Raw genomic sequence first — 10,077 nt, forward strand, 5'->3', positions numbered from 1 at the left:
TGCTCCCGATCGGAGCACCCGGGGCCTTCTGCTTCGCGTGGGCGTTACTTCGACACGTTGAAGCCGCCGGTCCAGGAGATCTTCTCCGAGGCGGCGAGGGCCAGCTGCAGGAAGCCGATGGCCTCGAGCTCGTGGGCGCGCGAGAGGGATCCGGCGTCGATCGCGACGACGCCACCGGCGGTGACGGCGGCGACGAACGCGGCCTTCGCGTCGGCGTTGTCGCCCGCGACCAGAACGGTCGTGGTCTGACCCGCGAGCTGCTTGCTCGCGAGCGTCGCGGCAAAGTTCGTGTTGAACGCCTTGAGCACGGTGCTGTTCGGGAGGAGCTTCTGGAGTTCGGCGGCGGCGGAGCTGCCGGCCGGCACGACGAGCGAGTCGAAGGTCTCGAAGTTCAGCGGGTTCGTGATGTCGACGACCGTCTTGCCCTCGAGCTGCGCGCCAACCGTCTCGACGATGTTGCCGAAGGCGGGGAACGGAACGGCGAGGACGACGACGTCACCCTCGATGGTGGTCTGTGCGAGGTCGGCGTGCGAGATCTGCTGAACCGATGCGCCGCCCGCGGCGAGGAGGCCGCCGATCGCGGAGCCCATGTTGCCGGTGCCGATGATGCTGAAAGTTGCCATGAGTGACTCTTCCTGTGTGTGGCGGCTGCCCGCCGAATCGATTGGTTGTAGATGAAACTATCACATAAAACTTGCACCTACAACCAATGATAGAATCGGGGCATGGCGGAGCTGAGGTACGACGAGCGGGTGGCGATTGCGCGCCTCCGCGCGCTCGGCGAGCTCCTGCCCGTCGAGCTCGATCGCCAGCTCGCCGACTCGGGCATCACATCGTTCGAGTTCACGCTGCTCGAGGCGCTCGCCGAGGCGCCCGACCACACGCTGCGGCTGAGCCAGCTCGCCGCGCGCACGAACGCCACCCTCCCGCGCCTCTCCCGCGTCGTGAATAGCCTCGAGCGCAAGGGCCTCGTCGTGCGGTCGTCGTGTGCCGGCGACAAGCGCGCGACCAACGCGATCCTCACCGAGGAGGGCGTCGCCGCCTATCGCGAGGCCCTTCCGCTCCACACCGAGGCTGTGCAGACGAAGGTCCTCGCCGGGCTTGGCGAGGGCGGCGCCGAACGGCTCGCGAGCCTCGTCTACGAGATCCTCGTGAAGCTCGATCCCGACCGCAAGCTCGGCGTCACGGCCGACGGCGCGCCCGCCGACGAGGCGTGCGCGGCGGATCCGGATCCGGTCGCCTGTGCCGCCGACCCTGAACCGGTCGCGTGCCCGGCGGATCCGGCGCCCGCGCGCGGTTGATCTGCGCTTCGCAGGGAGCGTGTTTCTTCCATGCGTCGCGCGGCCGCGAGCCGTCACGCGTTCGACTCGCGCGACACACACCGGAGTTACGCGCGCTTCATAGCGTGATCTCACCGCACGAAGTTGTGGTCTCGGGGCACCCGCTCCGAAGAGAACGGTGAATCATCGAATGGAGATACACATGCTTTCTGGTCCTCTCTCGTCCCTGCTCGGCTCGCTCGGCGGTCTCGTGACTGACCTGCTTTCGTTGCTCGGGCTCTGAGACCCGCGAACTTCGACCTCCGCCTCCTCGCGAATACGCGAGGGGGCGGTTCTTTGTCATAGCTCCGTGCAACGATATGCATAGCGAACAGTCACCCCCGCAGAAAGCTGAACCCTCATGATCATCGCCGGACTCGTTCTCGCGGCCCTCGCCACGCTGCTGCACGTGTACATCTTCGTGCTCGAGGTCTTCCTCTGGACGGCGCCGCAGGGCCGGAAGACGTTTGGCACGACCGAGGAAGAGGCGGTCGTTACGAAGTCGCTCGCGTTCAACCAGGGCTTCTACAACCTGTTCCTCGCGATCGTCGCCGCGATCGGCGTGATCGTGAGCTTCGCGAGCGACAACACCGCCGTCGGTTACGCGCTCGTGTTCGCGGGCGTCGGATCCATGCTCGGTGCCGCCCTCGTGCTCTTCCTCTCGGCGCCCGACAAGCGCCCCGCATCGATCAAGCAGGGTGTGTTCCCGCTGCTCTCAGTGATCGTGCTCGGTATCGGCGTCGCGATCGCATAAGCCTGCGATCGACGTCATCTCCTGTAGCGCGCTCAGCGCCGCGCGTCGGCTCTCCGCGATGTCGACGATCGGATCCGCGCCGCTATCGGGTGCCCACCGGCTCGTATAGAGGCCCTGCGGGTCAAACCGTTTCTGCTGCACGAGCGGGTTGAAGATGCGGAAATAGGGGGCCGCGTCGGCACTGGATCCGGCAACCCACTGCCAGTTGAAGGGGTTGTTGGCCGCATCGGCGTCGACGAGGGTGTCCCAGAACCACGCCTCGCCCACGCGCCAGTCGATCAGCAGATTCTTGACGAGGAAGGACGCCGCGACCATGCGCACCCGATTGTGCATGTAGCCGGTGTGCCAGAGTTCGTTCATGCCTGCATCGACAAGCGGCACGCCCGTGCGCCCTCGCTGCCAGGAGCGGACCGCGGGATCCTCGCGAGATCGCCAGGGGAAATGATCGAACTCCGGGCGGAGATTGCGGCTCGCGAGCTCGGGGAACGAGAACAGCGTGTGCCAGGCGAACTCGCGCCACCCGAGCTCCGACAGAAAAGCGCCTGCATCCGGTTCGCCCGCGACCGCATGCCAGATCTCGAAAGGGCTCAGCTCTCCCCAGCGCAGGCGCGGGGAGAGCAGGGATGTCGAGGCGGCCGCGGGCTCATCGCGAGAACGCTCGTAATCGCGAAGGCTTGTGCTGGCGAAGGCGTTGAGCGCGCGTCGGGCGTGAAGCTCGCCGGGCTGCCATGTCGCGCCCAGGCCACCAGACCAGTCGGGCCCCTGCGGAAGCGGTAGCAGGTCGGCGATGCGGTCGGAATCGATGTCGCCGGCGCGGGACGAAGCCGCGGGTGGCACCGGCATCGGGCGCCGCGGCACGGGCGCGCGCTGGCATGCCTTCCAGAACGGGGTGAAGACGCGGTAGGGCGTACCGGATCCCGTCGCTATCGTCCACGGCTCGAAAAGAAGCGATGCAGCGAACGACGTTGCTTCGCGCCCCGATGACCGAAGGCTCTTCTTGATGCGGGCATCGAGCTCGCGCTCCGGCCTACCGTAGCGGCGGTTCCAGAACACTGCGCCTGCGCCCGTCTCGCCGGCGAGGTCCGCGACGATCCTCTCAGATCCGCCGTGGCGGAGCACGAGCGGAACCCGCAGCTCACGCAGACTATCCGCGAGCGCGGTGAGGCTGTGGTGTAGCCACCATCGCGCGGCCGCTCCGAGCGGTCGGATCCCAGGAGATTCTTCGTCGAACACGAAGAGCGCCACGACGGGTCCGCCTCGGGCGATCGCGGCCGAGAGCGCGGGGTTGTCCGCGACGCGCAGGTCGTCGCGGAACCACACGATGCTCGTCATCAGGGCGCCACGCCCGCGGCGGCCGGCTTGAAGCCTGCGCGGACGTTTTCGCAGCAGCCCGGCCGGCACACGTCGAACCACGGCCCGAGTCGCGTTGCGGCGGGGCGCTCCTCGGGCGCCACGGCGGCGATCCGCTCCTCGATGAGGTCGACGATGCCGGCGACGAAGAGGGGATCCGTGCCGGGGGTCGCGGTGCGCACCGCGCGGATCCCGTGCTCGGCGGCGGCGTCGAGGGCCTCCGTGTCGAGATCCCACTTCACCTCCATGTGGTCGCTGACGAAGCCGATCGGCGAGATCGCGATCGCGCCGACGCCCTCGGCGGGCAGCTCTGCAATGCGATCGCAGATGTCGGGTTCGAGCCACGGCTGCGAGGCGGGGCCGGACCGCGACTGGTAGACGAGCTCCCACGCGACGTCGGCGAAGCGGTCGTCCCGGGCGGCCACCCGCCGCATGACCTCCGCGGCGACGGCGAGGTGCTGCGCCTCATAGGCGCCGCCGGGGCCGAAGTCGCGGTCGCGGGGGCCGGAGCGCTGGGCGTCGGCCGTGGGGATCGAATGCGTCGTGAACAGCACCCGTGGGTTCTCGGCGCCGTCGACGGCGAACTCGGCCAGCGCGCGCACGATCGACGCGACGAAGGAGTCGACGAAGCCCGGGTGGTCGAAGAACTGGCGGATCTTGTCGATCGTGACGGTGCCGGCGAGTTCGGTCTCCTCCAGCACGCGGGCGAAGTCCTCGCGGTACTGGCGGCAGCTCGAGAACGAGCTGTAGGCGCTCGTGGCGAGGGCCAGGAGGCGGGTGTCGCCCGCCTCGGCCGCCGCGCGAACGGCGTCGTCGAGGTACGGATCCCAGTTCCGGTTGCCCCAGTAGACCGGCAGGTCGATACCGCGTGCGGCCAGCTCGGCCTCGATCGCTGCCTTCAGTTCGCGGTTCTGCGCGTTGATGGGGCTGATGCCGCCGAAGTGCCGGTAGTGATGGGCAACCTCCTCGAGGCGCTCGTCGGGGATGCCGCGGCCCCGCGTGACGTTGCGCAGGAACGGGATCACGTCGTCCTGGCCCTCGGGGCCGCCGAAGCCGGCGAGCAGGATCGCGTCGTACGGCTGGCGCGCGGTGGCGTAGGGGGCGCCGGAGGACGATGCGGGGGAGGCGTAGGGAACGGTGGTCATGATGTTCTCCAGGGTGAGGCGGTCGTGGCGGCGTACCAGATGAGAAGCATTGTCACCAGGAAGCCGCAGAGGTAGTTGATCCACAGGAAGTGGCGCCAGCCGCGGTTCGCGCGGCCCGAGTCGTCGTCGGAGACACGCGCGAAGGGCCCCGCGGCGAGCAGATAGGGAATGGCGAGCAGAGACGCCCATGCGCCGGGCGACCCGGTCGTGAGCATGAGCAGCCCCGCTACCGTCCAGAGGGCGAGGGCCAGCCGCACCGTGCGGGCGGCACCCAGCACGGTCGCGATCGACGCGATCCCGCCCTCGCGGTCGGGCACGACGTCCTGCACCGCGCCGAACGCGTGGCTCGCCATACCCCAGAGGAAGAAGGCGAGGAGGATCGTTCCCGAGCGCAGCCCGGGCAGCTCGCCCGCCAGCACGATGCCGTACAGCGCGGGCGAGCAGAAGTGCACGCTCGACGTGATCGAGTCGAGCACGGGAATCTCTTTGAACCGGAAGGGCGGTGCCGAGTACGCGACCACGGCGAAGAGGCTCGCCGCGAGCACGGGCCAGGACAGAGGCGGCCCCAGCACCACGAGCGCGACGACGAACGGCAGGCATGCGAGCGCTGCGCCGACCAGGACCGAACGGTGCCGGGCCGGATCCAGGAGCGCGCCCTCGACCCCGCCCTTGCGCGGGTTCGCGACATCGGAGGCGTAGTCGAAGACGTCGTTGATCCCGTACATCGCGACGTTATAGGGGATCAGGAAGAAGACGGCTCCGATCACGAGCGCCGCGTCGACGCTGCCCGTCATGAGCAGGTACGCGGCCGCGAACGGGAAGGCCGTATTGATCCAGCTCAGCGGGCGCGAGACGGACACGAGGTCAGCGATCATCATTCCCACCCCATCGGAACCAGAGGGTGGGCAACAGGATGACTGCAGCCAGCGGATACGCGAAGTCTTCTATCGGCGCCAGGCCGATGCGCGGGCCCAGCAGATGCGCGTCGGCGTAGGTGAACAGGCCCGCCGCGATCATGACGGTGTCGAAGACGGCCGTCAGCGCGAGGATCGCGAGGCCGCCCGCGACGAGCGCGAGGAAGGGCACGCGCTCGCCGCGGCGTGCCGCGAACACCCCGAGCGCGACCGCGATCGCGAGGAACACCGACGAGAGGACGAGGTAGGTCACGGCCGGTCCCCTTTCCTCTCCAGCAGGCGCGCCGCCCCCAGCACGAGCACCATCGTCACCTCGCAGAGGAACAGCAGGAACACGGGCTCCTCGAGGGGCAGCTCGGGCGCGAGCAGGACACCCGTCATGAACGGTCCATCGCCGCGCACGAAGATCCCGAGGCCGATACCGGCGAGATCCCAGGCCAGGAAGAACGCCACCCCGATCGCGAGCACGACGAGCGCGCGCCGCCAATCGCTTCCGAGGAACAGGCGGAACCGCACGTCGACGAGCACGACGCAGGCCAGGCTGACGAGCAGCGCGGCCAGGTAGACGAAGTTCATGCGCGCACCCCGATCGGTCCCGCGGAACGGTCGCCGCGCACGCGCTTGAGCACGAGCTCGGCGCTGATGAGGCACATGGGCAGCCCCACGCCGGGCACCGTCGTCGCGCCGGCGAGCAGCAGCCCTCGCACTCCCCGCGCCCTCGTGCTGCCGCGGAAGATCGCGCTCTGCCGGAGCGTGTGCGCGGGGCCGATCGCGCCGCCGCGCCAGGATCCGTACTCGCGTTCGAAATCGGCCGGCCCGATCGTGCGCCGCACGACGATGCGCTCGGCGAGGTCGGGGACGCCCGCCCACTCTGAGATCTGTCGGACCGCGGTGTCGGCTGCGGCCTCGACGCGCGCGTCGCCGCCCGCACCGATGCTCGTGTCGGCCGGGACGGGAACGAGCACGAAGAGGTTCTCGTGGCCCGCGGGCGCGACGGAGTCGTCGGTCGCGCTCGGCCGGCACACGTAGAGCGACGCCGGGTCCGGTATCCGGGGTTCGGAGCCGTAGATTGCGTCGAAGCCCTCCTCCCACGCGTTCGTGAAGAACAGCGTGTGATGGGCGAGTTGAGGGAGCTCACCCTCGACACCCAGGAGCGCCAGGACCGCGCCCGGGCCGGGATTTCGCTGCCGCCACCAGCGAGCGCTGCGGCGCGGCGCGCGGTGCGGCAGGAGCTGCTCGGTCACGCGCACGTCGGTCGTCGAGACGACGGTGTCGGCGGGAAACACCTTGCGCTCGCCGCCGGGAGTGCGCGCTTCGACGCCGCGTGCCCGACGCCCGTCGACGAGGATCCGCGCGGCGCGGTGTCCTGTGAGGATCGTCACGCCGTTCTGCTCCGCGAGCCGGGTGATCGCGGCGATGATCTCGCCGAAACCGCCGCGCGGGTACAGCACGCCCTGGTCGACATCGAGGTGGCTCATGAGGTGGTACATGCTCGGTGCTTCGGCGGGCGAGGTGCCGAGGAAGACCGAGAGGTAGCCGAGCACCTGCTGTACGCGCCGCGACTCGGAGTGCGCCGCGATGAAGCGGTCGAGCGGCTGGGCGAGCAGGCGCGCGAGCCTCGGCAGGCGACGCAGGGTCTCGCGGTCTGCGATGCCGTCGAGCGTATTGAAGTTCGTGTAGAGGAAGCGGCTCGTCGCCATCTCGTAGGTGTCGGCGGCCGAGTCGAAATAGCGCGTGAGGCCGTCGCGAGCGCCGGGATCCAAGCCGATGATCGCCTCCCGCGCGTTCTCGGCGGGCAGATCGAACGGCGCGGGGTCGTTCTCGAAGTAGACGCGGTAGCCGGGGTCGAGGCGCGCGAGGTCGAGCTGCTCGGCCGACGATGTGCCCATCAGGCGGAAGAAGTGGTCGAAGACCTCGGGCATGAGGTACCAGGAAGGGCCCGTGTCGAAGGTAAAGCCCGCCTCGCGCCAGGTCCCCGCGCGTCCGCCGAGCTCGTCGCGCGACTCCAGCAGGGTGACATCGTGACCGTCGCGCGCGAGCAGGGCGGCGCTCGCGAGACCGGAGATGCCGCCGCCGATGACGACGATTCGCCGCGCGGTCATCGCGGATCCCTTCCGGCGATCGCCCGCAGGACGATCGCGGCCTTCGTGCGGCGCGGCACCGAGAGGCGCTCGCGACGGATCCGTTCGGCGGGCGCCGCCGCCAGCAGGCGGTTGAGCTCGGCGAAGAGGCCGAGGGCCGCGCCCGTCGCGCTGCGTGCGCGGCGCGGGAGGTGCGGGAGTGCGCGGCGGGCGGCCGCGAGGTCGGCTTCGATGTCGGCGACGATGGCGCGCTTCTCCTCCTCGGAGAACCGGGCGGGATCGACGCCGGGGAAGTAGCAGCGGCCGAGCCGATCGCAGTCATCGGCGAGGTCGCGGAGGAAATTGACCTTCTGGAAGGCCGAGCCCAGTCGGCGGGCACCCTCCTCGACGTCGGGGCGGCGCTCGGTCGTCGCGCCGCGCTCGAGCATGAAGGCTCGCAGGCACATGCTGCCGACGACCTCCGCGGACCCGTGGATGTACCGGCGGTAGGCCTCGTCATCGAACGCAGCCGGAGGATCGATATCCGTGCGCATCGACGAGAAGAAAGCGGCGACGAGCTCCTCCGCGATACCCGTCTCGCGAGCCGTGACGGCGAACGCGTGCACCGTGAGGTTGGCGCTGAAGCCGCGCCGCATCGCGGTGAGCGTTTCGCGTTCGAGCTCGTCGAGGATCCGCCGCCGTTCCTCCGCGTCGACGCCGGCCTCGGCGGCCGGGCCGTCGACGACCTCGTCGGCGACGCGCACCAGCGCGTAGATGTCGGCGATCGCGGCGCGCACGCGGCGCGTGAGCAGGCGGCTCGCGAGGCCGAACGACGTCGAGTACGCCCCGATCACGCGCGCCGACGAAACGCGTGCCGTGCCGGTGTAGAGGTCGAGCCCGGTCACGATTCCCGCTCCGCACAGCGGCGCGCGAGCTGTGCCAGCTCGTCGCGGAGCGGCGCCGGAAGCGCCGAGCGCTCGATACGACGGATGGCGGCATCGCATTCCCGCGCGAGCAGCAGCTCGGCTCGCGACCGTGCGCCGCTCTCGATAAGCGCCGCGCGCATCCGCTGCGCATCGTCGGCGTCGAGCGATCGCCGGCCGAACAAGTGGCGCACCTCTTCCCACGCGTCCGTGCCCTCGGCGTACGCGATGAGCAGTGTGCGCTTGCCCTCCCGCAGATCGCCGTCGACGGACTTTCCCAGCAGCTCCTCGGATCCGAAGACGCCCAGCAGGTCGTCGCGCAACTGGTAGACGAAGCCGAGCAGGGTGCCGATCTCATCGAGTTCGGCGTCGATACGGGCGTCCGCACCCGCCAGGACAGCCCCGGCGCGCAGCGGAGCGGCGAAGGAGTAGGCGGCGGTCTTATTGCGCATCATGCGCGAGATCTCGTCGGGTGTCGGTTCCAGCGTGCCGACCGAGAGGCCGATATCGGCGAACTCGCCCGCCGCGGTCGCGAAGAGGCACTCGTCGACGAGCGTCTGGATCCCTCTCGATTGGGGAGCGGGGATCTCTGCGAGCAGCGAGTGGACGGCGCTGATGAGCAGGTCGCCCGCCAGGAGGCCCGCGGCACCGCCCCAGGCCGTAGAGGCCTCGACGGAGGAACCGCCATCGAGCGCCTCGGCGACGAACGCGCCCTGCAGATTCGTCTCGCCGCGGCGCACCAGGTCGCCGTCGAGCATGTCGTCGTGCACCAGCAACGCCGTGTGCAGCAGCTCGAAGGCGGCCGCGGCAGTGACGGCGCCGCGGGGCTCCCCGCCACCGAGGGCGGCGTGGGCGCGCAGGAGCAGCTGGGGGCGGATCCGCTTGCCGCCGCGGATCGCGTCGCGAATCCGCGTCCAGAGCCGTCCGTATGCGTGGCCCGCCGATTCCGCACGTTCGATGCGCTCGGCGAGCAGTGCCTCGAGGCGCTCGTCGACGTCGGTCAGGCTCTGCCGGTCGGCGATGATCATGGCTGTGCCTCCAGGGCCGGCAAGGGCGCGAACTCGGGCACGGAAGCGAACTCCGGCGCGACGAGGCTGAGGAGCTCGAGCTGCTCCACCAGCCAGGGACTGAACGCCCACGGGGTGGCGCGCGCAGCGGTGAGGAGATCGGCGGTCCGCACCCAGGTCAGGTCCATGACTTCGTCGGGATTCGCAAGCGGATCGCTTGCCGCCGTCGCGATGTACACGGGACAGATCTCGTTCTCGACGATGCCGGAGGCGTCGATGGCTCGATAGCGGAACTCGGGCAGCGCGAGCCGTAGGCCGGTCAGCTCCATGCCGAGCTCGTGGGATGCGCGCCGCACCACCGCGTCGCCGATCGGTTCGAACGGCTGCGGGTGGCCGCAGAACGAGTTCGTCCACGTGCCGGGCCAGGTGCGTTTCGTCAGGGCGCGACGGGTCACGAGGATCCGCTCGCCCGACGGATCGAACACGTAGCAGGAGAACGCGAGATGTAGCGGAGTTTCCGCATGATGTACACCCCCTTTGTCGGCCGCGCCGATGCTGGCACCGTCGTCGTTCAGCAGCACGACTCGCTCGTGAGTTGTCACGTC

At 69.7% G+C, this 10,077-nt stretch carries 12 protein-coding genes; 2 read left to right on the top strand and 10 right to left on the bottom strand.

Going from position 1 to position 10,077, the window contains the following annotated elements; all coding sequences use genetic code 11:
* Positions 1–44: 44 nt before the first annotated feature.
* On the bottom strand, positions 45–623 hold the full coding sequence (locus DTO57_RS08475; protein ID WP_114117762.1) for an NADPH-dependent F420 reductase: 579 nt from the start codon (positions 621–623) through the stop codon (positions 45–47).
* Between the two features lie 102 nt (positions 624–725).
* Here DTO57_RS08475 and DTO57_RS08480 point away from each other — a divergent pair, with 102 nt between their 5' ends.
* A complete protein-coding gene (locus tag DTO57_RS08480; RefSeq protein ID WP_114117763.1) occupies positions 726–1,301 on the top strand; it encodes a MarR family winged helix-turn-helix transcriptional regulator in 576 nt (191 codons plus the stop codon).
* A 379-nt stretch (positions 1,302–1,680) separates the two neighbouring features.
* Positions 1,681–2,073 carry a DUF1304 domain-containing protein gene (locus DTO57_RS08485; protein WP_114117764.1) on the top strand — a complete coding sequence of 131 codons (393 nt, stop codon included), beginning with the start codon at positions 1,681–1,683 and terminating at the stop codon, positions 2,071–2,073.
* On the opposite strand, the gene DTO57_RS08490 is transcribed toward DTO57_RS08485, so the two are convergent.
* Genes DTO57_RS08490 through idi form a run of 9 tightly spaced genes read right to left on the bottom strand, consistent with a single transcriptional unit; the run spans position 2,035 to position 10,074 of the window.
* The gene (locus tag DTO57_RS08490) at positions 2,035–3,405 is read right to left on the bottom strand and encodes a cryptochrome/photolyase family protein (RefSeq protein ID WP_114117765.1); all 1,371 of its coding nucleotides are present in this window, start codon (positions 3,403–3,405) and stop codon (positions 2,035–2,037) included. The two genes, DTO57_RS08485 and DTO57_RS08490, sit on opposite strands and share 39 nt — an antisense overlap.
* Complete coding sequence (locus DTO57_RS08495; RefSeq protein WP_114117766.1) at positions 3,405–4,568, bottom strand: ferrochelatase; 1,164 nt, start codon at positions 4,566–4,568, stop codon at positions 3,405–3,407. Before DTO57_RS08495 ends, DTO57_RS08490 begins: the two co-directional genes overlap by 1 nt.
* A complete protein-coding gene (locus DTO57_RS08500; protein ID WP_114117885.1) occupies positions 4,565–5,443 on the bottom strand; it encodes a prenyltransferase in 879 nt (292 codons plus the stop codon). The genes DTO57_RS08495 and DTO57_RS08500 overlap by 4 nt, the downstream gene beginning before the upstream one ends.
* Positions 5,433–5,735 (bottom strand): lycopene cyclase domain-containing protein, encoded by a 303-nt coding sequence (locus DTO57_RS08505; RefSeq protein ID WP_114117767.1) that lies wholly within the window; start codon positions 5,733–5,735, stop codon positions 5,433–5,435. Before DTO57_RS08505 ends, DTO57_RS08500 begins: the two co-directional genes overlap by 11 nt.
* Positions 5,732–6,058 carry a lycopene cyclase domain-containing protein gene (locus DTO57_RS08510; protein WP_114117768.1) on the bottom strand — a complete coding sequence of 109 codons (327 nt, stop codon included), beginning with the start codon at positions 6,056–6,058 and terminating at the stop codon, positions 5,732–5,734. The genes DTO57_RS08505 and DTO57_RS08510 overlap by 4 nt, the downstream gene beginning before the upstream one ends.
* A complete protein-coding gene (gene crtI, locus DTO57_RS14365) occupies positions 6,055–7,584 on the bottom strand; it encodes a phytoene desaturase family protein (RefSeq protein WP_162785711.1) in 1,530 nt (509 codons plus the stop codon). The genes DTO57_RS08510 and crtI overlap by 4 nt, the downstream gene beginning before the upstream one ends.
* Positions 7,581–8,447 carry a phytoene/squalene synthase family protein gene (locus DTO57_RS14370; protein WP_229730633.1) on the bottom strand — a complete coding sequence of 289 codons (867 nt, stop codon included), beginning with the start codon at positions 8,445–8,447 and terminating at the stop codon, positions 7,581–7,583. Before DTO57_RS14370 ends, crtI begins: the two co-directional genes overlap by 4 nt.
* Positions 8,444–9,493, bottom strand: coding sequence for a polyprenyl synthetase family protein (locus DTO57_RS08520; protein ID WP_114117769.1), 1,050 nt, complete (start codon positions 9,491–9,493; stop codon positions 8,444–8,446). Before DTO57_RS08520 ends, DTO57_RS14370 begins: the two co-directional genes overlap by 4 nt.
* Positions 9,490–10,074 (bottom strand): isopentenyl-diphosphate Delta-isomerase, encoded by a 585-nt coding sequence (idi, locus tag DTO57_RS08525; protein WP_114117770.1) that lies wholly within the window; start codon positions 10,072–10,074, stop codon positions 9,490–9,492. The genes DTO57_RS08520 and idi overlap by 4 nt, the downstream gene beginning before the upstream one ends.
* Positions 10,075–10,077 lie beyond the last annotated feature (3 nt).

Origin of the sequence: Microbacterium sorbitolivorans (genome assembly GCF_003327285.1) — a bacterium.
GTDB lineage: Bacteria > Actinomycetota > Actinomycetes > Actinomycetales > Microbacteriaceae > Microbacterium > Microbacterium sorbitolivorans.

Bases quoted from the DNA above. Each gene is read 5' to 3' on its own strand.
- DTO57_RS08475 (WP_114117762.1), bottom strand. From the start codon at position 623: ATGGCAACTTTCAGCATCATCGGCACCGGCAACATGGGCTCCGCGATC.
- DTO57_RS08480 (WP_114117763.1), top strand. From the start codon at position 726: ATGGCGGAGCTGAGGTACGACGAGCGGGTGGCGATTGCGCGCCTCCGC.
- DTO57_RS08485 (WP_114117764.1), top strand. From the start codon at position 1,681: ATGATCATCGCCGGACTCGTTCTCGCGGCCCTCGCCACGCTGCTGCAC.
- DTO57_RS08490 (WP_114117765.1), bottom strand. From the start codon at position 3,405: ATGACGAGCATCGTGTGGTTCCGCGACGACCTGCGCGTCGCGGACAAC.
- DTO57_RS08495 (WP_114117766.1), bottom strand. From the start codon at position 4,568: ATGACCACCGTTCCCTACGCCTCCCCCGCATCGTCCTCCGGCGCCCCC.
- DTO57_RS08500 (WP_114117885.1), bottom strand. From the start codon at position 5,443: ATGATCGCTGACCTCGTGTCCGTCTCGCGCCCGCTGAGCTGGATCAAT.
- DTO57_RS08510 (WP_114117768.1), bottom strand. From the start codon at position 6,058: ATGAACTTCGTCTACCTGGCCGCGCTGCTCGTCAGCCTGGCCTGCGTC.
- crtI (WP_162785711.1), bottom strand. From the start codon at position 7,584: ATGACCGCGCGGCGAATCGTCGTCATCGGCGGCGGCATCTCCGGTCTC.
- DTO57_RS08520 (WP_114117769.1), bottom strand. From the start codon at position 9,493: ATGATCATCGCCGACCGGCAGAGCCTGACCGACGTCGACGAGCGCCTC.